Below are 26172 nucleotides of genomic sequence, written 5' to 3'. Positions count from 1 at the left end.
CGGGGTGGCAGGGTTGCTCGGGGTCGGCAAATAGTCAGCGGTGGTTCGGGCGAAGCCGGGTGAAGCAAGGTGAAGCCTGGCCGGCGGCGCGTGGCCGCCGGCGCGGGCAGGTGGCGGGGCGCGCTACTCCGGATGCTGGCGCAACGCCTCCTGCGTGACCAGCACGACGCCTTCGTCGGTGCGATAGAAGCGCTCGGCGTCGCGCGCCGGGTCTTCGCCGATCACCGTGCCTTCCGGAATCGTGCAGCCACGGTCGATCACGACCTTCTGCAGGCGGCAACTCGCGCCGACCGTGACCTGCGGCAATAACACTGCCTCATTGATATTACAGAACGAACTCACTTTCACGTTCGATGACAGCACCGAGCGCGAAATCTGCGAGCCCGAGATCACGCAGCCGCCGCAGACGATCAGATTGTTGCCCGAGCCCTGCAGCCCCTTCATGTCGCGTACGAACTTCGCGGGCGGCAACTGCTCCTGGTATGTCCAGATCGGCCATGACTCGTCGTACAGGTCGAGCGTCGGTATCGTCGAGGCGAGGTCGAGGTTCGCGGCCCAGTACGCGTCGATCGTGCCGACGTCGCGCCAGTACGGCTCGACGCTCGGGTCCGACGACACGCACGACATGCTGAACGGATGCGCGATCGCCACGCCCTGCGTGACGACGCGCGGCAGGATGTCCTTGCCGAAGTCGTGATCGGTATCGATCGCGGCGATGTTCTCTTCGAGCTGCGTGTACAGGTAGTCGGCGCTGAACACGTAGATGCCCATGCTCGCGAGCGCCGTGTCGGGGCGACCGGGTATCGCAGGCGGGTCGGCCGGTTTTTCGACGAAGCCGGTCACGCGGCGATTTTCGTCGACCGCCATCACGCCGAACGCGACCGCTTCCATGCGCGGCACCTCGATGCAGCCGACCGTGCAGTCGGCGCCGCTGTCCGCGTGATCGGCGATCATGCGCGTGTAGTCCATCTTGTAGATGTGGTCGCCCGCGAGCACGACCACATACTTCGGGCGGATCGAGCGGATGATGTCGAGGTTCTGGAACACCGCGTCGGCGGTGCCGCGATACCAGTGCGCGCCTTCGACGCGCTGCTGCGCGGGCCACAGGTCGATGAACTCGCCCATCTCGCCGCGCAGGAAGCTCCAGCCGCGCTGCAGATGCCGCAGCAGCGAATGCGCCTTGTACTGCGTGACCACCGCGATGCGGCGGATGCCGGAATTCAGGCAATTGGACAGCGCGAAGTCGATGATCCGGTATTTGCCGCCGAAGTGCACCGCCGGCTTCACGCGCTTGTTCGTGAGCGGGCCGAGCCGGGTACCGCGTCCGCCGGCGAGGACGATCGCGAGGGTAGTGCGTTGTAAGTCGTTCAGCCGTGCCGGAGTATTCATATTTGTCTCCTGTCGATCGGAGTGAGCCCTTCAGCACTCGCTCCGACCGCATGCAAGATGGTTGCTTGATTGATATACCCCCGGGGATGATCTGGTCGCTTCCTCTGCGCTGATGATTCGGGCTGCCTGGCAGTCGTGCCGCATTGCCGTTCTTCGCTGCCTGTTTTCGCGGGTCCCTCAGTCAGTTCTAGCACCGATTGGACGCGAGCGAATAATGTTTATTGCGAGGGCCGCGTGGCGGATCATCCTCAAACGATCGCCTGTTACGGCGCGTTTTTCGGTGCGGCGCAACACATTGGCCACGAGGTCGTGTCCGGACGATGCTCTGAGCCCAGAGCGCGCAATATGCATGCCATCTCGCCGCGGCCGTGTGCCGTGCCCGCAGTGCGCGACTGGCGGCGGAGTTCGGCGGCGCATCGTAGAATCGTGCGCTCCCTGCCTCGTGCATCCCTATTGCGTTTTTTGCAGAGCATTCCGATGAATCTTCACCGCCCATTCCTGCTTGCCCTGTCGAGTGTCTGCGCCTGTGCGATGCTGTGCGCGGCGTCCGTCGCGGTGGCCGCCACGCCGGCGGGCGCGCCGGTCAGCGAGGCGAGCCCGACCGCCGCGGCCGCGTCTTCGCTCGACGATTCCGGCCCGGCCTACGGTCCGGAGCTGCAGGGCTTCAGCTACCCGGCGCCGGTCGAACGCTTCGAATTCACCTCGCAGGGCGTGCCTTTGCAGATGGCCTACATGGACGTGAAGCCCGCGCATGCGAACGGCCGCACCGTGGTGTTGCTGCACGGCAAGAATTTCTGTTCGGCGACGTGGGACGCGACGATTCGCCGGCTGAGCGATGCCGGCTATCGCGTGATCGCACCGGACCAGATCGGCTTTTGCAAATCGAGCAAGCCCGAGCATTACCAGTACAGCTTCCAGCAACTCGCGCGCAATACGCATGCGCTGCTCGATTCGCTCGGCGTCAGCGAGGTGACGGTGGTCGGTCATTCGACGGGCGGCATGCTCGCCGTCCGCTATGCGCTGATGTATCCGCGCGAAACGCAGCAACTGGTGCTCGTGAACCCGATCGGACTCGAGGACTGGAAGGCGAAGGGCGTGCCGTCGCTGTCGGTCGACCAGTGGTATCAGCGGGAGCTGAAGACCACCGCCGACGGCATCCGCCGCTACGAACAGGCGACCTATTACGCGGGGCAATGGCGCGCGGACTACGAACCGTGGGTGCAGATGCTCGCGGGCATGTATCGTGGGCCGGGCAAGCAGATCGTCGCGTGGAATTCCGCGCTGCTCTATGACATGATTTACACGCAACCGGTCGTCTATGAGCTGGGGCAGCTCAGCATGCCGACGCTGTTGCTGATCGGTCAGAAGGACACGACGGCGATCGGTAAGGACGCGGCGCCGCCCGAGGTGCGCGCGAAGCTCGGCCATTATCCGGAACTCGGCCGCGCGGCCGCGAAGGCGATCCCGCATGCGACGCTCGTCGAGTTCGCGGGGTTGGGGCACGCGCCGCAGATGCAGGACCCGCAAGCGTTTCATCAGGCGCTGCTCGATGGGATCGCGGCGGTGCCGACGAATCGGTGAGCGTTCAAAAGGCTTTCTGTCCCGCCACCGTACTCCTACGTCGTTCACCGCTAGGCGAAACTTCCTGGCGGCTACTTTATGGTTCTTCGCGGATTTCAAGGGGGGACGCTCGCGGACAGGCTGTAGTCGGCCAATTTCTGCCGCTCGCCCCGACACAAGTGCGGTCACTCGAACGGCTGGTTCGCCTCCGCAACCTGCCGGATGCTCAAGGCTAACATCTCTTGAGGTTTGTTCGATGCCTGCCCACGTCTGCGGGCGTGGAAACGCGGGATAGCGCGTGCGGGCAGGCGTTGAATAAACCTGAAGATGACTCGACGTCTGGCAGCACATCGACAGAGGCCGGATTTACCCTGATGCAGGATTGATCAAATGGTCAAGCGGGCGGTTTGCGGTATCGGATTTGGTGAAGTGCTGTTTGCGTCACCAGCGGCGGTTTGCGACATTTCATTTAAAGGCTGCGCGTGCGCCGTTATCAATTGGTGAAGCGCGGCCGCAGCATTCGCAGGCTGACCCAGTTTGCATTTATCGTCGGCACGTCCGCCGGGCGCGGTGCGGCACCGCTCGTCTAGAGTATCGGCACGTCCTATGCCTAGGTCACCGCAGGACCCAGCAGAACGCGGTGATCGACATGTCGGAATCAGCAAACGAAATAGGCCAGCATGGAAATGCCTCCTTGGTCATAGGGGGGCATCTTGTCACGCACCGCGTCGGCTACACGCATCACGGCATCTACGTCGGCGATGGCAAGGTGTTGCATTACGCCGGATGGTCCTGTTCGCTGCGTCGCGCCCCGGTGCAGGAGACTTCCTTGAGTGAGTTTGCCGACGGCCACGAGATCCGCGTCGAGCGGACGCCCGGCAGAAGGTACTCGCGTGAGGAAGTGGTCCGGCGTGCGTACTCGCGTCTCGGCGAAGACTGCTACCGGGTGACCACGAACAACTGCGAGCATTTCTGCGCGTGGTGTCTGTGCGGCGAAAGCCGAAGCGATCAGATCGATGCCCTGGTCGCCTTGCCGCAGCGCTGCCTGCACGCGCTGGTCAACATGCTCAGGCAATTCGTGCGCGCAAAACCAATTCATGTCTCCACAGATAGGCTCGCGTGCTGACGAAGCCATCCGCTGTGCGTTTACACCAAATGAACAAGCACGCGCATGCGTGGCGATTTCGCTGGCGCAGTTGCGAGCGCTAGCAGGCATAAGACGCTTCACCAAATGGACAGTCCATTCCGGGTCGTTTTGATGATTTGATCAATCGGTCGCTGGGGTAAGTACTGACCTCGTCATGACGATTCGCCCGCGCAAGCGGTGGCGCCCAAACAGCCAACCCCCGAAGCCGACGGCAGATCGGCCCCTCATAATCGCGGCCCTGGGCCGTGACGATGAGCCGACCTCCCGGCATGCACTTTGCCTAGAATAGAGACGGAGACACCTCATACACATAAAAGGAGGCGCTGTGACAGACAGCACCGCGCGGTTTTCGGCGAGCATGCGGGAGGGGATCGAGAACCTTTCGCGCCGCCTGAAATTTGTCAGACAGGAGGGACACATCTGGCTCGGCGAGAATCGCATGATTCTCCTTCACACAGCCACGCTGGGCGCGCTGCGCAAGGAACTCGTCGACACGCTCGGCCTGGAGCGCACGCGGGGCCTGTTCACGCGAATGGGCTTTCAATCCGGCATGCGCGACGCAGAACTCGCCCGCACTTTACGCCCCACCGCGAGCGATTTCGGCCTGCTCGAACTCGGGCCGTGCCTGCACGTGCTCGAAGGCAACGTGCGAGTGACGCCGATCGAAGTGGACATCGATATCGCCAACGGCAAGTACTACGGCGACCACCTGTGGGAAGACTCGTTCGAAGCCGAAGTGCATCAGAAAATTTTCGGGCTGAGCAATGACCCGGTCTGCTGGATGCAGGTCGGTTACGCGAGTGGTTATACGTCGGCGTTGATGGGCCGCACCATCCTCTACAAGGAGACGCTGTGTTCGGGCTGTGGCGATCCGCATTGCCGCATCGTCGGCAAGCCGGTCGAAGAGTGGCTCGACGGCGACGAGATGCTGAAGCTGTACACGCCCGATCCGGTCATCGAAACGCTGTTGCAATTGCAGAGCGAAGTGGAAAACCTGCGCTCGCTGCAGCAGGAAGTGGCGCAGCCGGAAGAACTGGTCGGCGCGTCCACGGGTTTTCTCGCGGCGTGGGGGCTCGCGCAGCGCGCGGCGTCGAGCGACGTGACCGTGCTGTTGCTCGGCGAAACGGGTGTCGGCAAGGAGCGCTTCGCGCGCGCGTTGCACGGCGTGAGCCGGAGGCGCGACAAGCCCTTTGTCGCCATCAACTGTGCCGCCATGCCGGAGGAGTTGCTCGAGGCCGAGCTTTTCGGCGTTGAGCGAGGCGCGTTTACCGGCGCGCATCAGACGCGGATCGGCCGTTTCGAGCGGGCGGATACCGGCACGCTCTTCCTCGACGAAGTGGGCGAGCTCTCGGCGTCGGCGCAGGCCAAGCTGCTGCGCGTGCTCCAGGAAGGCGAGTTCGAGCGCGTCGGCGACGACCACGTGCGCAAGGTCGACGTGCGGGTTGTCGCCGCGACCAACGTCGAGTTGACGGAAGCGGTGCGGCGCGGCGCGTTTCGCAAGGATCTGTTGTATCGTCTCAATGTCTATCCGGTCACGATCCCGCCGCTGCGCGAGCGGGCCGACGATATCCCGCGTCTTGTCGAGCGATTCATCGCGAAGTACAGCGTGCGGCACAGCAAGCGCGTGCTGGGGCTCACCGATCGCGCGATAGCGACACTGCGCGCCCACGCGTGGCCCGGCAACGTGCGTGAACTCGAAAACGCGGTGGAGCGCGGCGTGATCCTCGCGCGACCAGGCGGTCAGATCACGGAGCGCGATCTGTTCACGGCCCTGCCGGAGTCCGGGGACGACAGCGCCGCATCACTCGACGAGCGTGGCCATCCGCTGCGCGAAAACGCGGACGTCGCCGACGCGTTGTTCGATCACATGATGCGCGAAGGCGTGCCGCTCGACCGCGTCGAGAACATGCTCATCGAAGCCGCGGTCGAACGTGCGGGCGGCAATCTGAGCCAGGCGGCGAGAATGCTCGGCATCACGCGGCCGCAGCTTGCTTATCGCTGGCGCAATCGCGAGAAGACCGCTCCGCCCGCGGACAAATAATCACGCTGCTCCGCTTGACGATTCGGGCCGCCCTTTGGGCGGCTTTTTTTTCTGCTGTGCGATGCGTGGCTCGCGAGACGTTTGATCAATTGATCAAACGTCTTGGCAGAGCATCGGCGCGGCTGGTGCCACGCGTGACCCATGTACCGCATTGCCACGCCTGTTTCGCCACTCCAGACGACGCACAGGCGCGCTGCCGCAGTCTCATCGCATGCAAGAAATCGCCGTCGACACGGCGTGTCGGCGTGCTCTTCATCAAATGATCAAACAGGCCGCCATCGCTTGATGATTTGATCATCGCCTCGCACCGCCATTTCGCGAGATTTGCGGTTTTTCTTCGGGCAAACCCTCGTTTTTTTGTACAAACCGCACATGGCACAGGTCGTGCAATAGACAAGAAAAACGAGGAGGCAACGATGCAAGATCCGAGACCGCTGTTCGACAGGACTCGACGATTCATTCGGATAACTGCGCAACGCGAAGATGGTTATGTCGAATTCGATTTCTCGGTCGGTGACCCCGATCTAGCTGTCGAACTGATCATGAACCAGACGATGTTCGATCGCTTCTGCCAGGTGAACTCGGTTCGCACGATTACGCAAACCGACGAACAGATCGGCCTTACGCGCGAACGCTGGCGATACGAGGGCTAGCGCCAGGCGAAACAGCTCATTCAGAAGAGTAGTGGACAAACACGGAGACAGTCTCATGCAAGTCGAAATCAAGACGCTCAAGGCCCAGCCGCTGCGTCAAACCTATGGGCACGTCGGGCGCCGTTTCGGCGACAAGCCGGCCTCGCGATATCAGGAGGCGACCTACGACATTCAGCCCACCACCAACTTTCACTATCGGCCGACATGGGCGCCGGAGTTTGAGTTGTTCGACGCGAGCCGCACGCAAATCCGCATGAAGGACTGGTACGCGCTGAAGGATCCGCGCCAGTACTACTACGGCGCTTATGTGACGACACGCGCGCGGCAACAGGAGGCGGCCGAAGGCGCGTTCGATCTGGTGGAGCGTCGCGGACTGCTGGCGGGGCTGTCGTACGAATGGCAGGAGCGCTTGATCGCCGGGCTGTTGCCGCTGCGTCACATCGAATGGGGCGCCAATATGAACAACACGCTGTGCGCCGATTACGGCTACGGCACCGCGATTACGCAGGCCTGCACGTTCTGCGCGATGGACCGGCTCGGCATTGCCCAGTATCTGTCGCGTATCGGTCTCGCGCTCGACGGCAACACGGGCGTCGCGCTGGAACGCGCGAAGACCGCGTGGCTGGAAGCCGAGGCCTGGCAGCCGATGCGCCGCCTCGTCGAGGACCTCTTCGTGATCGAAGACTGGTTCGAGACCTTCGTCGCGCAGAACCTTGTGCTCGACGGCTTGCTGTATCCGCTCGTCTATCAGCACTTCGACGCGTTCGTTGCGCAGCACCTCGGTGCAAGTCTCGCGATGCTCACCGAGTTCACGCAGCAATGGCAGTCCGATCACACCAAGTGGGTCGACGCGCTGATCCGCACGGTGAGCGCTGAATCGCCCGAGAACCAGCAACGAATTGCCGGCTGGGTCGAGTACTACCGCGCTCGCACGCTCGACGCGCTTCTCCCCGTTGCAGGCACGCTGCTCGACGGCGCGGGCGCTGCCGCACTCGATGAAAGCGGCGCGCAGTTCGCCGCTCGTCTTACGAAGCTCGGCGCATTGCCGGTGGCAGTAGTCCAACCCTGAGGCCGTCATGCAAAACGTCTACATCGCATTGCAGAACACCGACGAAACGCGCGCGATCGTTGCCGCGATTACCGCCGTGAATCCGGAGGCTACGGTCAACGAGTATCCGGCGATGGTGAAGATCGACGCGCCCGGCAAGCTCGTGATTTCGCGCCCCCACGTATCGGAAGAGTTGGGCCGCGACTGGAACATCCAGGAGCTGCAACTGAATCTGGTGTCGCTGTCGGGAAACATCGATGAAACCGACGATGCCTTCACGCTGCAATGGCACGCCTGATATAAACGGAGACGAATGATGGACGCACGCAAGAAGCTGAACCTGAAAGACAAGTACGCGCTGATGACGCGCGATCTCGGCTGGGAAACCAGTTATCAGCCGATGGACAAGGTGTTCCCGTTCGATCAGTACGAGGGCATCAAGATTCACGACTGGGACAAGTGGGAAGACCCGTTCCGCATGACGATGGACGCGTACTGGAAGTATCAGGCGGAGAAGGAACGCAAACTCTACGCGATCATCGATTCGTTCGCGCAGAACAACGGGCACATGAATGTCTCCGACGCACGCTATATCAACACGCTCAAGCTGTTCCTGACCGGCGTGACGCCGCTCGAATACGCGGCGCATCGCGGTTATGCGCATCTGGGTCGCCATTTTCGCGGGGTTGGTGCGCGCGTCGCTTGCCAGATGCAGTCGATCGATGAATTGCGTCACTGTCAGACTCAGGTCCACACGCTGTCGCTCTACAACAAGTATTTCAACGGCTTCGCGGAATGGCCGCATATGTACGACCGCGTCTGGTATCTATCGGTGCCGAAGTCGTACTTCGAAGATGCGATGAGCGCCGGTCCGTTCGAATTCATCACGGCGATTTCGTTTTCGTTCGAATACGTGCTGACGAACCTGCTGTTCATGCCGTTCATGTCAGGCGCGGCGTACAACGGCGATATGGCGACGGTCACCTTCGGCTTCTCCGCGCAGTCCGATGAGTCGCGTCACATGACGCTCGGTCTCGAAGTCGTGAAGTTTCTCTGCGAGCAGGACCCCGACAATGTGCCGATCGTGCAGAAGTGGCTCGACAAATGGTTCTGGCGTGGTTTCCGGCTGCTGACGCTGGTCGGCATGATGATGGACTACATGCTGCCCAAGCGCGTGATGTCGTGGTCCGAGGCGTGGAAGATCTATTTCGAAGACGCGGGCGGCGCGCTCTTCAAAGACCTCGAACGCTATGGCCTGCGCATGCCGAAGTATCACGAGATCGCGACGCAGACCAAAGACCGCGTCACGCATGAGGCTTGGGCAACGTTCTACAACTATGGCGCCGCTGCTGACTTCCACACCTGGGTGCCCTCCGACGAAGAACTCGACTGGCTTTCCGCCAAGTACCCGGAGACCTTCGACAGCGTCTACCGGCCGCGTTTCGAATACTGGCGCGAACAGCAGCAGGCGGGCAAGCGTTTCTACAACGCCAGTCTGCCGATGCTCTGCCAGACCTGCCAGGTACCGATGTTCTTCAGCGAGCCGGACGACCCGACCAAAATCGCCTACCGCGAATCGACGTATCACGGCATGAAGTTCCACTTTTGCTCGGACGGCTGCAAGGACATCTTCGAAGGCGAGCCCGAGAAATATGTGCAGGCGTGGCTGCCGGTGCACCAGATCTATCAGGGCAACTGTGGTGGCGCGTCGCTCGACGATGTTCTCAAGTACTACAACCTCAACCACGGTCACGACAACCTCGACTTCGCGGGCTCGCCCGACGAACGCAACTGGAATGCGTGGAAAGACGCATCCGGCGCCCACGTTTCAGGCGAATGAGCGCGACGCGACACGAGAACAGACAGACGAAGGAGACAAGCATGAGCATCACCGCGATCAAACCATACGCGTTCGAACCGGCCGACCGCGAGTCGCAATTTCATGGCAACCGGCTGCTCTATATCGGCTGGGAGGACCACTTGATGTTCTGCGCGCCGCTGTGCGTGCCGGTGCCGGCTGACATGACGTTCGGCGCGTTGGTGTCGGACGTGCTACCGGGTCTGTATGACGCGCATCCTGATTTTGCCGCGATCGACTGGCACACGGCGCAGTGGTTCAGATCCGGCGAGCCGTGGCGGCCGGACAGCGAGCGCTCGCTCGCCGACAACGGTCTCGTTCACAAGGACGTGATCCGTCTGCGGACGCCGGGCCTGACTGGCATCGGCGGTTCGTGCAGCTAACGCGGGAGACAGTGATGGACTACACCGTACGTATTGAACCGCTCGGCCAGACCATCGGCATCGAAGCGGGGCAGACGCTGCTCGATGCCTGTTTGCGTCAGGGCGTGTGGCTTCCGCATGCTTGCTGTCACGGGCTGTGTGCGACCTGCAAGGTGCAGGTCATCGACGGCGAGATCGATCAGGGCGACGCGTCGGACTTCGCGCTGATGGACTTCGAGCGCGAAGAGGGCAAGTGCCTGGCGTGCTGCGCGACGCCGATGTCCGATCTCGTGATCGAAGCCGACATCGACGAAGACCCCGACGCGCAAAATCTGCCGCTGCAGGATTACACGGGCACGGTCGTCGCGATCGAAGACGCCACGCCGACTATCCGCGTGATCCGGCTCGCGGTGGAGGGCGCCGGGCGTGTCGCGTTTCAGGCAGGCCAGTACCTGAATCTGCATGTGCCGGGCTGCGGGCAGCCGCGCGCATTCTCGCTTGCCAATGCGCCACATGACGGCGAGATCGAGATGCACATTCGCCGTGTGCCGGACGGGGTCGCGACCGGCTGGCTGCACGACGAACTGCGACCGGGCGCGCAACTGGCGTTCGCCGCGCCGTTCGGCCGCTTCTTCGTGCGCAAACAGGCGCAGATGCCGACGATCTTCCTCGCCGGCGGCTCGGGCCTGTCGAGCCCGAAGTCGATGATCCTCGATCTGCTGAACGAAGGCTCGACGTTGCCGATCACGCTGATCCACGGCGCCCGCACACGCGACGAACTCTATTTCGAAGCCTTTTTCAACGACCTGGCCGAACGCCACCCGAATTTCCGCTACCTGCCCGCGCTGTCGAGCGAGCCGGACGACAGCGGCTGGCCGGGCCCGCGCGGTTTCGTGCACGAGGTCCTGAAAGCGCAGTACTCCGACGCCGCGGGCATCACCGATTTTCGCGGCCACAAGGCGTATCTGTGCGGGCCGCCGCCGATGGTCGAGGCGTGCATCAAAACCTTGATGCAGGGCCGGCTGTTCGAGCGCGACATCTACACGGAGCAGTTCCTGTCGGCGGCGGATGCGAGCGAGGCGGCCAAAAGCCCGCTGTTCCGCATCTGACGCGCTCCGTCAGCTCACTCTAGGAGAGCGGTGATGACCTGGCGGATCGAAGTTGAAAACACCGGCGACACCTTCGGCTGCGCGGAGAACGCCACCGTGCTTCATGCGATGGCGGCGACAGGCGGGCGAGGCATTCCGCTCGGCTGTCGCGGCGGCGGCTGCGGTGTGTGCAAGGTGCAGGTGCTGAGCGGCCGCTATCACGCCTGCAAGATGAGCCGCGCTTGCGTGAGCGCCGACGAGGAAGCGCGCGGCACGGTGCTCGCATGCCGCATCAGTCCGCTCACGGATCTGTCGGTGCGCGTGATCGGCAGGATGGCGCGCTGCATCGACAAGGCGCGCGCCGGAATGGTGGCGGAAGAACACCACGAATCCATCCAGCAGCAACAGGCGCCGGGCGGCGTCTGAACCAGAACATCAAGGAGACACATCATGGCATTGCAAGGCGTACTGCGACCCGGCCATATTGCGCTGCGGGTCCTCGAAATCGATCCGGCGTTGAAGCACTACATCGACGTGCTCGGCCTGCATGAAACCGGCCGCGACGCGCAAGGGCGCGTGTATCTGAAGGCATGGGACGAACATGACCATCACAGCGTCGTGCTGCGCGAAGCGGACGAGCCGGGCATGGATTACCTCGGCTTTCGCGTCGACAGCGAAGCGACGCTCGACCGGCTCGCGAACGCGGTGAAGGAATCGGGCTACGCGAAAGACTTCCTCTGGATGGAAGCCGGCGAGCATCTGCATACAGGGCGGCGTTTCCGCTTCACCGTACCGACCGGCCACTCGATCGAACTCTTCGCGACGAAGGACAAGGTCGGCAGCGCGACCGGCGACGTGAACCCCGACCCCTGGCCCGACGGCCTGCGCGGCATGTCGCCGAGCCGCTTCGATCATTGCCTGCTGTACGGCGACGAACTCGACGATACCGTGAAGCTCTTTCGCGACGTGCTCGGCTTTTCGCTGGCCGAGCAGGTCGTTACACCGGAAGGCATGCAGATCGCCGCGTTCCTGACGTGCTCGAACAAGGCACATGACGTCGCGTTTATCCGCCACGCGGCGAAGAACAAATTTCACCACGTGTCGTTCCAGCTCGACAGTTGGGGCGACGTGCTCAAGGCTGCTGATCTGATTTCCAAGCACGACGTTGCGCTCGACATCGGGCCGACGCGTCACGGCATCACGCGCGGCGCGACGATCTACTTCTTCGATCCGTCCGGCAACCGCAACGAGGTCTTCGCGGGCGGCTACATCCACTACCCTGACAAGCCGACTATCACGTGGCACGACAAGGATCTGGGGCGCGCGATTTTCTATCACGACCGCAAGCTCAACGAGGCCTTCCTGAGCGTGTTGACCTGAGCCGCGCGACTGGCGCAACGAAACGATCGAGACTATCCATGACTGAATTCAAGAATTTCATTGGCGGCGAGTGGGTCGGCACGGATCGCACGTTCGAAGACCGCGACCCGGTCGACGACAGTGTGATCGGGCTCGTGCACGAGGCCGGCCGCGCCGAGGTCAACGCAGCGGTGCAGGCCGCGCGCGTGGCCTTGCACGGACCTTGGGCGCGCATGACGCTGCCGCAGCGCGTCGAACTGCTGTACGCGGTGGCCGACGGCATCAACCGGCGCTTCGACGACTTTCTCGCCGCCGAAATTGCCGATACCGGCAAGCCGCATGCGCTGGCGAGTCACATCGACATTCCGCGCGGCGCGGCGAACTTCAAGGTGTTCGCCGACATCATTCGCAACGTCCCCACCGAAAGCTTCGCCATGGCGACGCAGGACGGCGGCGAAGCCCTCAACTACGGTGTGCGTACGCCGCGCGGTGTGATCGCGGTCGTGTGTCCGTGGAACCTGCCGCTGTTGCTGATGACATGGAAGGTCGCGCCGGCGCTCGCATGCGGCAACACGGTGGTGGTGAAGCCGTCCGAGGAAACGCCGGCTACCGCAACGCTGCTTGGCGAAGTGATGAACGAAGTGGGCGTGCCAAAGGGCGTCTACAACGTCGTGCACGGTTTCGGTCCCGACTCTGCGGGTGCGTTCCTGACTGAGCATCCCGGCGTGAACGCGATCACTTTTACCGGCGAAACGCGCACCGGCGAAGCCATCATGAAGGCTGCGGCGAACGGCGTGCGGCCGGTGTCGTTCGAACTCGGCGGCAAGAACGCGGGCATCGTCTTTGCCGACTGCGATTTCGATGCGGCCGTGATAGGTATCGCGCGTTCCGCTTTTGAAAACACAGGGCAGGTGTGTCTCGGTACGGAGCGCGTCTACGTGCAACGGCCGATTTACGAGCGCTTTGTCGATGCGCTTGCGGCACGAGCGAAGGCGTTGCGTCCGGGGCGCCCCGGCGCCGAAGGCACCACCTTCGGTCCGTTGATCTCGCAGACGCATCGCAGCAAGGTGCTGTCGTACTACGAGCAGGCGCGCGCCGACGGCGCGGTGGTCGTAAGCGGCGGCGGCGTACCCGATATGGCGGCCGGGTTGAAGGACGGCGCGTGGATCGAGCCGACGATCTGGACTGGCCTGCCGGACGGCTCGCGCGTGATCCGCGAGGAAATCTTCGGCCCGTGCTGTCACGTCGCGCCGTTCGATGACGAAGCTGAAGTGATCGCGAAAGCCAACGACACGCCCTACGGTCTCGCCGCCACCGTGTGGACGCGCGACACCGGCACCGCGCATCGCATGGCGCGCGCGCTCGACGTGGGCATCTGCTGGATCAATTCGTGGTTTCTGCGCGATCTGCGCACCGCGTTCGGTGGCGCGAAACAGTCGGGGATCGGCCGAGAAGGCGGTATCCATTCGCTCGAGTTCTATACCGAGCTGCGCAACGTATGCGTCAAGCTGTGAGGGCTGAGATGAATCCGTTAAAAACAGAAGGGCTCGCGCCCGAAGCGATCGAGCGCTACGGCGACGAACTCTATCGCGCGTTGCGTCATGCCGAGCCGGTTGCGCCGCTGACCGCACGCGAACCCGGCATTACGATCGACGACGCCTACCGTATCCAGTTGCGGATGATTGAACGCCGCATCGCGCTCGGCGGCGAACGAGTGATCGGCAAGAAGATCGGCGTGACGAGCGAAGCGGTGATGAACATGCTCGACGTGCGCCAGCCGGACTTCGGGCATCTCACGTCGGCGATGGTGTTCGCGGACGGCGCCGCGATTGACGTGTCGCAACTGATCGCGCCGAAGGCCGAGGGCGAAATCGCGTTCGTGCTGAAACACGACCTTGCGGGGCCGGGCGTGACGAATGCGGACGTATTGCGTGCCACCGAGGCCGTACTGCCGTGCTTCGAGATCGTCGACTCGCGTATTCGCGACTGGAAGATCCGCATTCAGGACACCGTGGCCGACAACGCGTCGTCGGGCGTATTCGTGCTCGGCGATCAGGCGATCGACCCGCGCGAACTCGATCTCGCACTGGTCGGCATGACGCTCGAAAAGAACGGCGAGATAGCGGCAACCGGCGCGGGCGCAGCGGCGCTCGGGCATCCGGCCAACGCGGTGGCGTGGCTCGCGAACACCCTCGGCCGGCTCGGCATGACGCTCAAAGCGGGCGAGGTGATTCTGTCCGGCTCGCTCGCGGCAATGGTGCCGGTGACGGCAGGCGACTCGCTGCGGATCAGTCTCGGCGGCATCGGCAGCGCGTCGGTGCGTTTCATTCAGGGAGAAAAACCATGACGCTCGATCAAACGACGATCGACGCCCTCGCGCATCGGCTCGACGAAGCTGAACTGCAACGGGAGGCGGTCACCAAGATCACCGACGCGTATCCGCAGATCGACTGGGCCGACGCGTATGCGATCCAGGATTCGCTGCGTGCCCGCAAGGAAGCGCGCGGCATGAAAGTCGCGGGCTTGAAGATGGGCCTCACGTCGCACGCGAAGATGCGCCAGATGGGTGTGACAGACCCGGTCTACGGCTTTCTCACCGACTACGGTTCGTGCATGGACGGCGCGGCAATCGACACGTCGTCGCTGATCCACCCGAAAGTGGAAGCGGAAATCGCGTTTGTGACGAAGCATCCGCTTGCAGGTCCCGGCTGCCACATCGGCACCGTGCTGGCCGCAACAGACTTTGTGCTGCCCGCGGTGGAAGTGATCGACTCGCGCTACGAAAACTTCCGCTTCGACCTGAAGAGCGTAATTGCCGACAACACATCGTCGGCGCGCTTCGTGACGGGGGGCCGGCATCGCAGCGCCGCCGGTCTCGACCTGAAGAATCTTGGCGTGGTGCTGGAGAAAAACGGTGAAATCGTCGCGACGGCGTCGGGCGCGGCGGTGCTCGGCCATCCGGCCGCCAGCGTCGCGATGCTCGCCAACATGCTCGGCGCGCGCGGCAAGGCCATTCCCGCGGGCACGTTGATCCTGACCGGCGGCGTGACCGAGGCGATTGCAGTTGCCGCCGGCGATTCGGTCACCGCGCGCTTCCAGCATCTTGGCAGCGTTTCAATGCGCTTCGTCTGAGCGAAGCGTGCCTGCATAAACGGAGACATTTATGCCCATCATCAACGTTCATCTCATGGAAGGCCGGACCGACGAACAGAAGGCGCGTTTGATCGGCGCACTGACCGACGCCGCCATCGAATCCATCGGCGCGCCGCGCGAATCGGTGCGCGTGCTGCTGATCGAAATCCCGAAGACGCACTTCGGGATTGGTGGCAAAACCGCATTCGAACTCGGGCGCTAGTGCGCCACGCATCAAAGGAAATCTGTCCATGTCAAACGTACAGGGCGCATCGGCGCCGCAAAAAGTCGCCATCATCGGCTCCGGCAACATCGGCACCGACCTGATGATCAAGATTCTGCGTCACGGCAAGCATGTCGCGATGGCCGCGCTCGTCGGTATCGATCCGCAGTCGGACGGCCTCGCGCGCGCGCAACGGCTCGGTGTGCCGACGACCGCAGGCGGCATCGACGGATTGCTCGCCATGCCGGACTTCGGTGACATCCGCATCGCGTTCGACGCCACCTCGGCAGGCGCGCACAAGCATCACAACGCGCTGCTGCGGGCGCACGGCATCAAGGTCATCGACCTGACGCCCGCCGCGATCGGACCGTATGTGATTCCGTCGATCAATCTCGACGACGAACTCGACGCGCCCAACATCAACATGGTGACGTGTGGCGGGCAGGCGACGATTCCGATGGTCAACGCGGTGTCGCGTGTGGCGAAGGTCCACTACGCGGAGATCGTTGCGTCGATTTCCAGCCGCTCTGCCGGTCCAGGCACGCGCGCCAACATCGACGAATTCACCGAAACCACGTCGAAGGCGATCGAGGTGCTCGGCGGTGCGACGCGCGGCAAGGCGATCATCGTTCTGAACCCGGCCGAACCGCCGCTCATCATGCGCGACACCGTCTTCACGCTGTCCGATCCCGCGGATCGCGACGCCATAGAAGCGAGCGTCGCTGCGATGGCCGAGCGCGTGCAACGCTACGTGCCGGGTTACCGGCTCAAGCAGCGCGTGCAGTTCGATCTGTTCGACGCAAGCCAGCCGCTGAACGTGCCGGGCGTCGGCCCGATCACAGGGCTGAAGACCTCGATCTTTCTCGAAGTGGAGGGCGCCGCGCACTATCTGCCGGCTTATGCGGGCAACCTCGACATCATGACCTCGGCCGCGCTCGCGTGCGCCGAACGTATCGCCGAAACGCGGCTCGCGCCGCTCGCGGCCTGAACGCGCAACGGAGCGACCATGCATAACCGTAAACTTTATATTTCCGACGTGACACTGCGCGACGGCAGCCACGCGATCCGTCATCAATACAGCATCGCGAACATGAAGGCGATCGCGCGCGCACTCGACGATGCGCGCGTCGATTCAATCGAGGTCGCACACGGCGACGGACTCTGCGGATCGAGCTTCAACTACGGCTTTGGCGCGCACAGCGACGTCGAATGGATTGCGGCCGTCGCTGAAACGGTCAGCCACGCGAAGGTCGCCACGCTGTTGCTGCCAGGCGTCGGCACCGTTCACGATCTGCGCAACGCCTACGATGCGGGCGCGCGCATTGTGCGCGTTGCGACGCATTGCACCGAGGCGGATGTGTCGAAGCAGCATATCGAGCACGCGCGCGAACTCGGCATGGACACCGTCGGCTTTCTGATGATGAGCCACATGACGACGCCCGCCGCATTGGCCCAGCAGGCAAAGCTGATGGAAAGCTATGGCGCGACCTGCGTCTATGTCGTGGACTCGGGCGGCGCACTCTCGATGGACGGCGTGCGCGAGCGCTTCCGCGCCTTCAAGGACGTGTTGAAGCCCGGCACCCAGACCGGCATGCACGCGCACCACAACCTGTCGCTCGGCGTGGCGAATTCGATTGTCGCGGTCGAGGAGGGCTGCGACCGGATCGACGCATCGCTGGCGGGCATGGGTGCGGGGGCGGGCAACGCGCCGCTCGAAGTGTTTATCGCGGCGGCGGACCGGCTTGGGTGGAATCACGGCTGCGATGTGTACGGCCTGCTCGACGCAGCCGATGACATCGTGCGTCCGTTGCAGGATCGGCCGGTGCGTGTCGACCGCGAAACGCTGGCGCTTGGCTATGCGGGCGTCTATTCGAGCTTCCTGCGGCACGCCGAGGCGGCCGCCGGGAAATACGGTCTGAAGACGATCGATATTCTTGTGGAGCTGGGCCGGCGGCGCATGGTCGGCGGGCAGGAAGACATGATCGTCGATGTCGCGCTCGATCTGAAGAAGTAACCCCGTTGCGGGCGGCCGCCAGGCCGTCCACCCACAAAGGCTCACGAAAACAATATCAAGGAGACAGCAAGATGGAAGTTCGAATCGCGTTCAGGCGAGGGATGCTGCTGGCCGGCATTTGCGCCGCACTCAGCACCAACGTGCACGCCACCGAAGGCGGCAGCGACACGATAGGCGAGGGCGCGGAGGCCTTTTTCGCCGGAGCGTTTCCGCCTGCGGGTCTATATGGACTGCTGTACTACACGCATTACTTCGCGTCGCGCTTCAACGACTCGCACGGCAACAGTTCTGTGCCAGGGTTCAAGCTGAATGCCGACGTGCTGATTCCGAGGCTCCTGTACATGTCGAATCTGTCGCTGCTCGGCGGGCGCTTCGGCGCGTATGTGGTGCTGCCGATGGAGCATCTGTCGCTGGACGCGGGAGGCGCGTCGTTCGATCGCACCAATCTCGGCGATCTGATCGTGAGCCCAGCGTTAATCGCGTGGGGCGATGGTTCCCTGCGAACGGTGGGCGCGCTCGAATTCGTGCTGCCGACCGGACAGTATGACAAGAACGCAGCGCTAAACACCGGCAAGCACTATTACACGGTGAGACCGATATTCGGCGTCAGCTGGTTTCCGGCCCCCGGACTGGAGATGTCGGCGAAGATCACTTACAGCTTTAACTCGATGAACACCGCGACCGACTACCACTCGGGCCAACTGTTCCACGTCGACTATGGCGCGAGCTATGCGGTGACGACAAAGGCGCGGGTCGGCATTGCGGGCTATTTCGTCAAGCAGACCACGGACGACACGCAATATGGCGCGTCGGTGAACGGCGACGGTTTTCGCGGTCAGGTCTTCGCAATCGGCCCGGGGTTTCGCTACGAGTTTGCGAAGGGGAGCGTGGACGTGCGTGTGGTGAAGGAGCTTTTCGTGAGAAACAGACCGGCGGGCGAGGCGGTGTGGGCGCGCGCTGTCATCCCGTTCTGACAATCAATCAATGCCGCCGCCAGGAAGGCGACGGCCAAGGAGTTCACCATGACACAGCAACACGATCCTGAAATCGGCCTGCGGATTCGCGCGGCGGGCCTCGACACGAATTATCACGACGTCGGCGCCGGCGAACCGGCGTTGCTGATTCACGGCTCGGGGCCCGGGGTCACCGCGTGGGCAAACTGGCGTCTTACGATCCCAGCGCTCGCCCGTACGCGCCGCGTGATCGCACCCGACATGGCGGGTTTCGGCTACACGGAGCGTCGCGCGGGCACACATTGCGACATGGATCTGTGGGTGAACCACTTGGTCGGTCTGCTGGACGCGCTTGACATCGAGCGCACCGACCTGGTCGGCAACTCGTTCGGCGGCGCCCTCGCGCTGGCAATGGCCGTGCGTCATCCGGAGCGCGTGCGCAAGCTAGTGCTGATGGGTGCAGCGGGTGTGCGCTTCGATCTGACGCCGGGGCTCGATGCAGTGTGGGGCTATGAGCCAACGGTCGCGAACATGCAAAGCATCATGAACGTGTTCGCGTTCGATCGTTCACGCCTCACGCCCGAGTTGGCGGAGTCGCGCTATCGGGCCAGCATCCGGCCCGGCTATCAGGAGTCGTTTTCCGCGATGTTTCCGGCGCCGCGGCAACGCTGGGTCGATGCGCTCGCGTGTCACGAACATGAACTGGGCGAGGTCCGACAATCGACGTTGATCGTGCATGGCCGCGACGATCAGGTGATTCCGCTCGCCAACTCGCTGCGGCTGCTCGAACTCATCGGCCCGTCGCAATTGCACGTCTTCGGTCAATGCGGGCACTGGACGCAGATCGAACATGCCGATGCGTTCAATCAGTTGGTCGACAAATTTCTGGTGGGTTAGAAAAGCTGGCGAGGCGGTCGATCCTCAGTGCGGCAAGACGGGCGCCGCCAGAAAGCTTCGGCGTAGTCGCGTATGTGGTGTGTCACGCCGTTCAGCCTATGGGGTTTGCCCTGCCGACAGGCTAGCGTTTGGTCTCGACGGCACGTTCATGTTTATGTCGATTGGGGGATCGCCCATGCGGGAACACTCGCTTCGGCGCTGCCACGGCAGTGATTCCCGTCGATGCTTCGAAGAACTGCCGCGTGCGGTTCACATGATCAGTGTCGACGCTGAGCTCGCAGGAGCACTGCTTGTCCAGACGAGGCGCCATCCTTTTCCATCGCGTCAAGTAAACGGGCAGATAGAGAAACTGACCCAATCGTGACGCCACGGAGCCGACTTTTCAAGCGTGACAAACGATTATCTGCGGTCGCTCGGCATCGCGCGTTTGCTTTTCTCGTAACCGGCCATTCGCTATAAGCAAGTTCCAAAGGAAGATGAATGTCCGCAACATGGCCGATGAGCTGGCAGTGGCGATCTTCGCGTCAATGGCAGTTCCACCTCCGGAAGCTGTCATTCGAATGATGAGCAGCCGTGGGACCGCTGTGGGTCGTGTGCTGCCGATCGCAGCCTCGCGAGGTTGACGTTGTGTATGCAAATTGCATGGGTCGGCACACGGCCACGAAGTGTCATTCGCCCCTATTGTTGAACAGACGTTCAGACGTCGGTTCTGCAATCGCAAGCGGCCATTGGCCTCCAGAACACGAACGCCTATCTTCGATCGCCATATTTTCCGCTGTCGACAGCTCACCTTGAGACCGAAACAGTGGAAGACACGGTCGCTGCTCTTGATGCCTTGGCGCAATCTGGCGTCGGATTTTGCCGACGCGCACCATAAGTCCCACCACGCAACAGATGCCGCAATAGTCCGAACAGGAAGGCGCAATACGCTGAGATATCGGCATGCATTCGCGACGCCGAGTGCTATTCTTCAGACGCCGGGACTCACGCGTTTCCGTCCGGCTCTGCGGGTCGTCGGCAGCCATTCCGCACGCAGCGGAAAAGGGGCTGTATGTTACATGCGGAACTACCTCGGCCCGCGCGACGCGCACTGCGTCGACAGCAATCGCGCGGACACATCTGGCTCGCCATCGGCATTTCGCTGACTGGACTGTCCCTGACGCCCGTGGCGCTCGCGGCGGGCAGCCTTCCGCAAGGCGGCCGGTACGTCGCCGGCACGGGCACGATAGCCAGCCAGCGGAACGGTCTCGTGATCACGCAACCGGGTTCGACGCGCGGCGTGATTGACTGGAACAGTTTCTCGATCGGCAGGCACAACAGCGTGACATTCGACAACGGCTCGGGCGCGACCCTTAACCGGGTAACGGGTGGCTCACCCTCGGCCATTCTCGGCAGGCTCAGTGCAACGGGAAGCCTGTACGTGATCAATCCGCAGGGCATCGTCGTGGGCCCGTCGGGTGTGATCAGCACGGGTGGCCGCTTCGTCGCGTCCACCCTCGATGTCTGCAACGGCGCATTCATGACCGGTAGCGGCACGCTCACACTGTCGGGCGACTCCGATGCAAGCGTGATCAACCTCGGCAGCATCAGTTCGAGCGGCGGCGATGTGTTCGTGATTGCACGACACGCCGTCATCAACGCCGGGGCCGTGGCGGCACCCAATGGCACGGCGGAACTGGCCGCGGGCGAGCAGGTGTTGCTGCAGGACTCGGCCAGCAGCAGGCAGGTGTTCGTGCAGACAGGCAGTCAGGGCATGGTCGTAGACAAGGGGCGGATAACGGCCGCACAGGTCAGCCTGCAGGCCGCCGACGGCAACGTGTATGCGCTCGCAGGCAGCGGCACGCGCATCCGCGCGACGGGCACGGCCAGCCGCGACGGCCATGTGTGGCTGGTCGCCGACAGCGGCCGTGTGGACCAAGTCGGCAAGATCACCGCGAGCAACGCGGACGACAGCGGCGGGACCGTCGATACACAGGCGGCACAGCTGACGTTCGGCAAGCACACAGTGGTCAATGCAGCCCAATGGAATCTCTCGACGCCTGTTTTCACGATCGATGATGTCGCCGCGCATGCATTGCGCCGCAGCCTGAACGCCGGCACCTCGGTCGATGTCACCACGACGGGTGCAAACGGCACAACGGGCGACCTGGGCGTCGCGTCGAGCCTGCGCTGGAAGAGTTCCGCTTCGCTCACGCTTGCCGCGTACCGCGATGTCTCAGTGGCAAGCGGCAGGACGATTGCGAACAACGGAACGGGCAATTTGACCTTGCGCGCCGACGCTTCGGGCATCGATAACGGCGGCAGCGTCGTCAACAATGGCACCATCGACTGGTCGAAGAGTACGGGCATCGTCAGCGCGCTCTACGATATGAACGGCAGTTACAGCCCCGGTACGTCGATCGGCAATGCTTTATGGACCGCCCCGGCTTACAGCGGCCTGGTCACGCAGATCACCGGCTATCGACTGGTCAATTCGGTAGCGGACCTTCAGGCCGTCGGCAACGACATGACCGGCAACTACGCACTGGGAAAGGATATCGAAGCGAACAACGCTGCGTTCACAACGCTGGGCACTACCGACTACACGATTAGCGCGCCGTTCGCCGGCCAATTCGACGGCATGTGGCATACCATTTCGAATTTTTCGCCGAACCTCGACGCTATCTTCGGTGACATCGGGCAAGGCGGCGTCGTGCGCGACCTGAAAGTCGACGGCCACCCGCCCGCCAATGACACAGGGTTCTACGGTGGAATCGGCCTCCTGGCGATCAATAGCCATGGCACGATCGTCAATACATTCGCCTCTGGCGCGAACAGCTGCGAATGCTTTTCCGCAACGCTATCAGGACTCGTTGGGTCGAACTACGGGCTGATCGAACGCTCTGGAAGCAGTGTTACGGTTCGGACCGGTGGCGAGGCGGCCGGACTCGTTTTCACCAACTATGGGAGGATCGACGAGTCGTATGCAACGGGCTCCGCTACAGGCTTTTATACGCATGGCGGTGGCGCCGGGCTAGTCCTGGAGAACTTCGGTTCCGTTACGCAGTCGTTTGCATCGGGCAGAGTCTCGAGCGGCAACGGGTTGGTCCAGGGAGGCATTTGCGTGGACTGTTCGGGTCTCGGCACCGACGTTTACTGGGATGTCCAGACAACCGGGCAACCGACGAGCGGCGGCAACCTTCCTGCGTCCAACGGGCTCACCACGGCCCAGATGAGCAACCCGGCGAGCTTCGTTGGCTGGGACTTCGGGCCGAACGGCGTGTGGGTCATGCCAACTGGCGCCACGCATCCAGTGCTGCGGTGGCAAGTGGAACATTAGCCTGGCGCGATGTTGGTGGAACTGTCCATCGCGCAGACGACTCGAGACCGGAGTGGGTCGAGCTGAGCCATCGGCCTTGATGTGTTTCGGTTCAATGCGAAGAAAATGACCCGCATGCCATGTCCACGAGCAGTTGACCTTATCGTGCCGGTTGGAGTACAGGCAGTAACGTCGAATGTCTGAGAATGGCCATTTGTGAGACGTTTGCGAAATGCCGTTCCGATGTGTCTGATGGGTCGCGTGCCGCCGATCGCGTCAGGCAGAGGTCGGCCACCTACGGTTGTTCGCCCTTGCGCTTAGATGGTCATTCAACCGGCTGCTCTACTCAAGGAGCGGCCCGAAAGCCAGATTCCGTCCCAGAGAAGATGTCGGCATTTTCCTCACGAGCCTGTCAGACAATGTGTCGCTGGATCGTCAGCAGCCACGCACGCAGATTGCGGTCGGGCCAAAAGGCTTTCCAGCGCGCGAGCGCCCGCTCGGCCGTATCGTGAACCAGATGGTCAGCCCAGACTGAGTCGCCCGTCAGCGCACGCGCATAGCCGCGGCTGCGGGAGCCGAGATATCACTTCCCCGTCGGGGTTCACGCGGCGCTGACGGTCGCCCGAGCGCGCATCAATAGCCGCTGCTGCTGCTGGTGCCGCTGCTGCTGCCCGACGAGCTCGTGTCGCCCGTGGACTGGCACGCGGCCAACGACAACGATGCGACTCCTAGCGCGATGATCACGCATACGGCCGATAGCAGTCTTGATACTTTCATTTAGAACTCTCCTGCACGGCAAACGCGACTGACTTGTCGCGCGGCCGCGCGTTGAGCCGGCGAGTCGCGGATCGCTGGCGGCAAGTGCCGCGACGCCGGTGAACGTTTAAAAAAAGGACAGACAACCTCCTGCAAAACGGGGACGCAACTGCTGTGCGCGGCCGACGATTCCGTTTCGCGGTTCCACGGCTTCGCGGTCTTGCACGCGACGCGCCTAATCTACAAACGCCCACCGGCGCGCCATTATTCCACCGCATTGGTTATTTATGACACGTATCGCCTCGGGACGATGCACGCTCGATGCGGCACAGACTTTGCGCAAGTGCGCCGCGACCGTTTGCTGGCATAGCGCCGCATCGCTAGAACGACGTTCGCGGTTGCCGACGATACCTTGTTCGTGAAGCGCGGCGGATGTCCGAAGAACCCGGAAGCGGCCGATGGTATCGCAACCCCATGACCGGCTAATGTGGGTCGTGTGCTGCCGATCGCAGCCTCGCGAGGTTGACGTTGTGTATGCAAATTGCATGGGTCGGCACACGGCCAGGAAGAGACGTTCGACGCGCACTGGCGAATCGTTGACTATCGGCATAGACAATTTCGCCGTCGCCGCAAAGGGAGCAACCATAGTCGGGTAAGATCGTTTCCGAAAACTGCGCACTGGCCGATGCAACATCGCATCTAGCGATGCCATTATCAAGTATTGACCAGGAAGGATTTAGATAACCGTGAGAACAGAGCCATTCCTACTCGCGATAATTGCGATGCTGCTAAGCAGCCCTTGCCGGGCGGTTGAACCTGCTGCGGCGGTGCCACAGCAAGGCGCTTCGCGTCCTTCCCCGACGGCCATCTCGGAGTACGCGCGCGCGATTCAAAAACGGATAGTGCCCGCCACGAATGCATTGGTGACCGAAGGCGACAAAGACACTGAGGCCGTTTTCCCCGTGGAGATTGATGCGGAAGGGTAACGTGCTATCAATCACTGTGAAGACCTCAAGTGGTGATCCAAAATACGATAGCGCTTACATGGACGCGATCAAGAAAGTCGGACTGCCCAAACCTCCCCAAGGTTTGCCGTTGAAATTGAATCTTGTTGTTCGACCCTTCCACAGTACTCGTGACTGGGACTATAGGTCCTCCCACGCGAACTGACCCAGAAGAGCGTGTCCCATGGAGGTGTCCACGGTACCCTTCTGCTGCAGATGCAAAGCTGGAATGTCTGCTAAGCGTTTCGGCGACTGTCCCTTGTGGGTCGACCTGCGACGATCATCCGCTGCGGGCCGGCAAGCGGTTCTCAATTCAGCTATCGGTCCGGGTTCGTTAAGGGTTATTCGATGCCTGCCATTGGCCGCAGGAATGTGACGGTGCCTCTGCGCGTATTGGCAGGCGTCGAATAACCCTTAACGAACTGGGACCTTCAAAGTTACTTTGTCCCTTCACGTGGATGATAGTTCAGAGGATGGAATGACAAACCCAAGGCCCGCCAGATATAGCCGCTCACTCCATCTGTAGCAATTCTGTAGCAAACCAAAATTCACCCCGCGGTACCGCGCCCATATCCCCACGGCAACAATCGACCGATATCCGAACGTTGCGATATGACAGCGCCTCTTCATCCAAAAAAACCGTCTTATTTTCGCTCGAAATCTGTCACCATTTCATGCGACACCGACTGTGAGCGTAGCGCTGGTCCTGCATTGCGGAAGTGTGTCCTAACGGGAGAGTCCTGATGAGCAAGAAGTCCGAAACGAGCGGTAAGAGCGGCGCGAATGAGTCGACCGCTGCGACGCTGGCCGCGCTGGCGAATTACATCAGTGAGTTCGTCATCAATGGGACGCTCGACACCCGATGCGCCGCGAAACTAGTTAAGCGCCTGAGAAAGGAAGCGGAAACCATTTTGGAAAATGGAAGCGCGACAAGGCTGGCACAAAAGGATCTGAAGAAAGCGTTCGACACGGTTGACGCTGCAGTCCAGGACCACGATGCGAAACTGCTGGTCACAGCTAACGCAGCACTACGTACAGCAGACGAGGAGAAAAAGGCGGAAAAGTCGCCACTGAAGACTCGCACGCCTTGACGCTGTAGTAGCTGCGTCCCTCAGATAATGTTTTCAACGGCGAGATACGCCCGCAGAATCACCTGTAGCACGGTCAGTACCGGCCATCAAGCGTCATTCGCCCCTCCCGTTAGACAGACGTTCAGACGTCGGCTCCGCATTGCAAACGGTCCTTGGCCTTTGGGACACGAGCGCCGGTATCGTCCATCGCCATAGGCTGTCCACAGCACGTGTCACAGGCGACTGGCAGAACCCGGTCGCGTCGTGGCGCAGTTTCGCGTTGAATTCGTAAAAGCATCCGGAGATGCCGGTACACGCCA

Annotated in this window: 25 protein-coding genes and 1 pseudogene; 22 read left to right on the top strand and 4 right to left on the bottom strand. The window is 62.3% G+C overall.

Annotated features, from left to right (window positions below):
- Nucleotides 1-123: 123 nt before the first annotated feature.
- On the bottom strand, nt 124-1389 hold the full coding sequence (glgC, locus tag HDG34_RS21500) for a glucose-1-phosphate adenylyltransferase (RefSeq protein WP_184062082.1): 1266 nt from the start codon (nt 1387-1389) through the stop codon (nt 124-126).
- Nucleotides 1390-1866: 477 nt separating this feature from the next.
- On the opposite strand from glgC, the gene HDG34_RS21495 reads away from it, so the two are divergent.
- From HDG34_RS21495 to HDG34_RS21485, 3 genes are all read left to right on the top strand, one after another.
- On the top strand, nt 1867-2970 hold the full coding sequence (locus HDG34_RS21495) for an alpha/beta fold hydrolase (RefSeq protein WP_184062081.1): 1104 nt from the start codon (nt 1867-1869) through the stop codon (nt 2968-2970).
- Between the two features lie 628 nt (nt 2971-3598).
- Nucleotides 3599-4075, top strand: a complete 477-nt coding sequence (locus tag HDG34_RS21490; RefSeq protein ID WP_260321285.1) for a lecithin retinol acyltransferase family protein — start codon at nt 3599-3601, stop codon at nt 4073-4075.
- Nucleotides 4076-4421: 346 nt separating this feature from the next.
- Nucleotides 4422-6137 (top strand): sigma-54-dependent Fis family transcriptional regulator, encoded by a 1716-nt coding sequence (locus HDG34_RS21485; RefSeq protein ID WP_184062080.1) that lies wholly within the window; start codon nt 4422-4424, stop codon nt 6135-6137.
- A gap of 85 nt (nt 6138-6222) precedes the next feature.
- On the opposite strand, the gene HDG34_RS40200 is transcribed toward HDG34_RS21485, so the two are convergent.
- Nucleotides 6223-6435 carry a hypothetical protein gene (locus HDG34_RS40200; protein WP_184062079.1) on the bottom strand — a complete coding sequence of 71 codons (213 nt, stop codon included), beginning with the start codon at nt 6433-6435 and terminating at the stop codon, nt 6223-6225.
- Nucleotides 6436-6553: 118 nt separating this feature from the next.
- Here HDG34_RS40200 and HDG34_RS21475 point away from each other — a divergent pair, with 118 nt between their 5' ends.
- From HDG34_RS21475 to HDG34_RS21395, 17 genes are all read left to right on the top strand, one after another.
- A complete protein-coding gene (locus HDG34_RS21475) occupies nt 6554-6790 on the top strand; it encodes a phenol hydroxylase subunit (protein ID WP_018424328.1) in 237 nt (78 codons plus the stop codon).
- 55 nt (nt 6791-6845) lie between these two features.
- Nucleotides 6846-7859: an aromatic/alkene monooxygenase hydroxylase subunit beta gene (locus HDG34_RS21470; RefSeq protein ID WP_018424329.1), complete on the top strand. Its 1014-nt coding sequence runs from the start codon at nt 6846-6848 to the stop codon at nt 7857-7859.
- Between the two features lie 7 nt (nt 7860-7866).
- Entirely contained in the window at nt 7867-8136 is a 270-nt protein-coding gene (locus HDG34_RS21465; RefSeq protein ID WP_018424330.1) for an MmoB/DmpM family protein, read from the top strand.
- 18 nt (nt 8137-8154) lie between these two features.
- Nucleotides 8155-9678 carry an aromatic/alkene/methane monooxygenase hydroxylase/oxygenase subunit alpha gene (locus HDG34_RS21460; RefSeq protein WP_184062168.1) on the top strand — a complete coding sequence of 508 codons (1524 nt, stop codon included), beginning with the start codon at nt 8155-8157 and terminating at the stop codon, nt 9676-9678.
- Nucleotides 9679-9719: 41 nt separating this feature from the next.
- A complete protein-coding gene (locus HDG34_RS21455; protein WP_184062078.1) occupies nt 9720-10079 on the top strand; it encodes a phenol hydroxylase subunit P4 in 360 nt (119 codons plus the stop codon).
- A gap of 14 nt (nt 10080-10093) precedes the next feature.
- Nucleotides 10094-11167: an NADH:ubiquinone reductase (Na(+)-transporting) subunit F gene (locus HDG34_RS21450; RefSeq protein WP_184062077.1), complete on the top strand. Its 1074-nt coding sequence runs from the start codon at nt 10094-10096 to the stop codon at nt 11165-11167.
- Between the two features lie 33 nt (nt 11168-11200).
- Complete coding sequence (locus HDG34_RS21445; RefSeq protein WP_184062076.1) at nt 11201-11572, top strand: 2Fe-2S iron-sulfur cluster-binding protein; 372 nt, start codon at nt 11201-11203, stop codon at nt 11570-11572.
- 24 nt (nt 11573-11596) lie between these two features.
- Complete coding sequence (locus tag HDG34_RS21440; RefSeq protein ID WP_184062075.1) at nt 11597-12526, top strand: catechol 2,3-dioxygenase; 930 nt, start codon at nt 11597-11599, stop codon at nt 12524-12526.
- 38 nt (nt 12527-12564) lie between these two features.
- On the top strand, nt 12565-14019 hold the full coding sequence (locus tag HDG34_RS21435) for a 2-hydroxymuconic semialdehyde dehydrogenase (protein WP_184062074.1): 1455 nt from the start codon (nt 12565-12567) through the stop codon (nt 14017-14019).
- 8 nt (nt 14020-14027) lie between these two features.
- Nucleotides 14028-14852: a 2-oxopent-4-enoate hydratase gene (gene dmpE / locus HDG34_RS21430; RefSeq protein WP_184062073.1), complete on the top strand. Its 825-nt coding sequence runs from the start codon at nt 14028-14030 to the stop codon at nt 14850-14852.
- Nucleotides 14849-15637, top strand: coding sequence for a 2-oxo-3-hexenedioate decarboxylase (gene dmpH, locus HDG34_RS21425; RefSeq protein WP_184062072.1), 789 nt, complete (start codon nt 14849-14851; stop codon nt 15635-15637). The genes dmpE and dmpH overlap by 4 nt, the downstream gene beginning before the upstream one ends.
- A 31-nt stretch (nt 15638-15668) precedes the next feature.
- Nucleotides 15669-15860, top strand: a complete 192-nt coding sequence (locus HDG34_RS21420) for a 2-hydroxymuconate tautomerase (RefSeq protein WP_018424339.1) — start codon at nt 15669-15671, stop codon at nt 15858-15860.
- 28 nt (nt 15861-15888) lie between these two features.
- Nucleotides 15889-16848 carry an acetaldehyde dehydrogenase (acetylating) gene (locus tag HDG34_RS21415; protein WP_184062071.1) on the top strand — a complete coding sequence of 320 codons (960 nt, stop codon included), beginning with the start codon at nt 15889-15891 and terminating at the stop codon, nt 16846-16848.
- Nucleotides 16849-16866: 18 nt separating this feature from the next.
- Nucleotides 16867-17874, top strand: a complete 1008-nt coding sequence (gene dmpG, locus HDG34_RS21410) for a 4-hydroxy-2-oxovalerate aldolase (protein ID WP_184062070.1) — start codon at nt 16867-16869, stop codon at nt 17872-17874.
- Nucleotides 17875-17945: 71 nt separating this feature from the next.
- Complete coding sequence (locus HDG34_RS21405) at nt 17946-18848, top strand: transporter (protein WP_184062069.1); 903 nt, start codon at nt 17946-17948, stop codon at nt 18846-18848.
- Between the two features lie 48 nt (nt 18849-18896).
- Complete coding sequence (locus HDG34_RS21400) at nt 18897-19724, top strand: alpha/beta fold hydrolase (protein WP_184062068.1); 828 nt, start codon at nt 18897-18899, stop codon at nt 19722-19724.
- A 1051-nt stretch (nt 19725-20775) separates the two neighbouring features.
- Nucleotides 20776-23043 (top strand): filamentous hemagglutinin N-terminal domain-containing protein, encoded by a 2268-nt coding sequence (locus HDG34_RS21395; RefSeq protein WP_184062067.1) that lies wholly within the window; start codon nt 20776-20778, stop codon nt 23041-23043.
- Between the two features lie 397 nt (nt 23044-23440).
- Here the strand turns inward: HDG34_RS21395 and HDG34_RS21390 are convergent.
- Together HDG34_RS21390 and HDG34_RS21385 are read right to left on the bottom strand one after the other, a co-directional pair.
- A pseudogene (locus tag HDG34_RS21390) lies at nt 23441-23627 on the bottom strand (sigma factor); the annotation flags it as partial.
- A gap of 28 nt (nt 23628-23655) precedes the next feature.
- Entirely contained in the window at nt 23656-23799 is a 144-nt protein-coding gene (locus HDG34_RS21385; RefSeq protein ID WP_184062066.1) for a hypothetical protein, read from the bottom strand.
- 951 nt (nt 23800-24750) lie between these two features.
- Between HDG34_RS21385 and HDG34_RS40195 the strand changes: the two genes are divergently transcribed.
- Together HDG34_RS40195 and HDG34_RS21375 are read left to right on the top strand one after the other, a co-directional pair.
- A complete protein-coding gene (locus HDG34_RS40195) occupies nt 24751-24948 on the top strand; it encodes an energy transducer TonB (protein WP_409259488.1) in 198 nt (65 codons plus the stop codon).
- 577 nt (nt 24949-25525) lie between these two features.
- A complete protein-coding gene (locus tag HDG34_RS21375) occupies nt 25526-25873 on the top strand; it encodes a hypothetical protein (protein ID WP_184062064.1) in 348 nt (115 codons plus the stop codon).
- Nucleotides 25874-26172: the final 299 nt, after the last annotated feature.

Source organism: Paraburkholderia sp. HC6.4b (assembly GCF_014200875.1).
GTDB classification, from domain to species: Bacteria; Pseudomonadota; Gammaproteobacteria; order Burkholderiales; family Burkholderiaceae; genus Paraburkholderia; species Paraburkholderia tuberum.
Note: the sequence above shows the minus strand (reverse complement) of the source record. Positions and strands in the feature narration are given on the sequence as shown.

What these genes read in the sequence shown, in the direction of transcription:
- HDG34_RS21455 (WP_184062078.1), top strand. Translation starts at nt 9,720, where the DNA reads ATGAGCATCACCGCGATCAAACCATACGCGTTCGAACCGGCCGACCGC.
- HDG34_RS21465 (WP_018424330.1), top strand. Translation starts at nt 7,867, where the DNA reads ATGCAAAACGTCTACATCGCATTGCAGAACACCGACGAAACGCGCGCG.
- HDG34_RS21435 (WP_184062074.1), top strand. Translation starts at nt 12,565, where the DNA reads ATGACTGAATTCAAGAATTTCATTGGCGGCGAGTGGGTCGGCACGGAT.
- dmpG (WP_184062070.1), top strand. Translation starts at nt 16,867, where the DNA reads ATGCATAACCGTAAACTTTATATTTCCGACGTGACACTGCGCGACGGC.
- HDG34_RS21460 (WP_184062168.1), top strand. Translation starts at nt 8,155, where the DNA reads ATGGACGCACGCAAGAAGCTGAACCTGAAAGACAAGTACGCGCTGATG.
- HDG34_RS21470 (WP_018424329.1), top strand. Translation starts at nt 6,846, where the DNA reads ATGCAAGTCGAAATCAAGACGCTCAAGGCCCAGCCGCTGCGTCAAACC.
- dmpH (WP_184062072.1), top strand. Translation starts at nt 14,849, where the DNA reads ATGACGCTCGATCAAACGACGATCGACGCCCTCGCGCATCGGCTCGAC.
- HDG34_RS21420 (WP_018424339.1), top strand. Translation starts at nt 15,669, where the DNA reads ATGCCCATCATCAACGTTCATCTCATGGAAGGCCGGACCGACGAACAG.
- HDG34_RS21440 (WP_184062075.1), top strand. Translation starts at nt 11,597, where the DNA reads ATGGCATTGCAAGGCGTACTGCGACCCGGCCATATTGCGCTGCGGGTC.
- HDG34_RS21395 (WP_184062067.1), top strand. Translation starts at nt 20,776, where the DNA reads ATGTTACATGCGGAACTACCTCGGCCCGCGCGACGCGCACTGCGTCGA.
- HDG34_RS21375 (WP_184062064.1), top strand. Translation starts at nt 25,526, where the DNA reads ATGAGCAAGAAGTCCGAAACGAGCGGTAAGAGCGGCGCGAATGAGTCG.
- HDG34_RS21405 (WP_184062069.1), top strand. Translation starts at nt 17,946, where the DNA reads ATGGAAGTTCGAATCGCGTTCAGGCGAGGGATGCTGCTGGCCGGCATT.
- HDG34_RS40200 (WP_184062079.1), bottom strand. Translation starts at nt 6,435, where the DNA reads ATGATCAAATCATCAAGCGATGGCGGCCTGTTTGATCATTTGATGAAG.
- HDG34_RS21445 (WP_184062076.1), top strand. Translation starts at nt 11,201, where the DNA reads ATGACCTGGCGGATCGAAGTTGAAAACACCGGCGACACCTTCGGCTGC.
- glgC (WP_184062082.1), bottom strand. Translation starts at nt 1,389, where the DNA reads ATGAATACTCCGGCACGGCTGAACGACTTACAACGCACTACCCTCGCG.
- HDG34_RS21495 (WP_184062081.1), top strand. Translation starts at nt 1,867, where the DNA reads ATGAATCTTCACCGCCCATTCCTGCTTGCCCTGTCGAGTGTCTGCGCC.
- HDG34_RS21450 (WP_184062077.1), top strand. Translation starts at nt 10,094, where the DNA reads ATGGACTACACCGTACGTATTGAACCGCTCGGCCAGACCATCGGCATC.
- dmpE (WP_184062073.1), top strand. Translation starts at nt 14,028, where the DNA reads ATGAATCCGTTAAAAACAGAAGGGCTCGCGCCCGAAGCGATCGAGCGC.
- HDG34_RS21385 (WP_184062066.1), bottom strand. Translation starts at nt 23,799, where the DNA reads ATGAAAGTATCAAGACTGCTATCGGCCGTATGCGTGATCATCGCGCTA.
- HDG34_RS21415 (WP_184062071.1), top strand. Translation starts at nt 15,889, where the DNA reads ATGTCAAACGTACAGGGCGCATCGGCGCCGCAAAAAGTCGCCATCATC.
- HDG34_RS21490 (WP_260321285.1), top strand. Translation starts at nt 3,599, where the DNA reads ATGTCGGAATCAGCAAACGAAATAGGCCAGCATGGAAATGCCTCCTTG.
- HDG34_RS21475 (WP_018424328.1), top strand. Translation starts at nt 6,554, where the DNA reads ATGCAAGATCCGAGACCGCTGTTCGACAGGACTCGACGATTCATTCGG.
- HDG34_RS40195 (WP_409259488.1), top strand. Translation starts at nt 24,751, where the DNA reads ATGCGGAAGGGTAACGTGCTATCAATCACTGTGAAGACCTCAAGTGGT.
- HDG34_RS21400 (WP_184062068.1), top strand. Translation starts at nt 18,897, where the DNA reads ATGACACAGCAACACGATCCTGAAATCGGCCTGCGGATTCGCGCGGCG.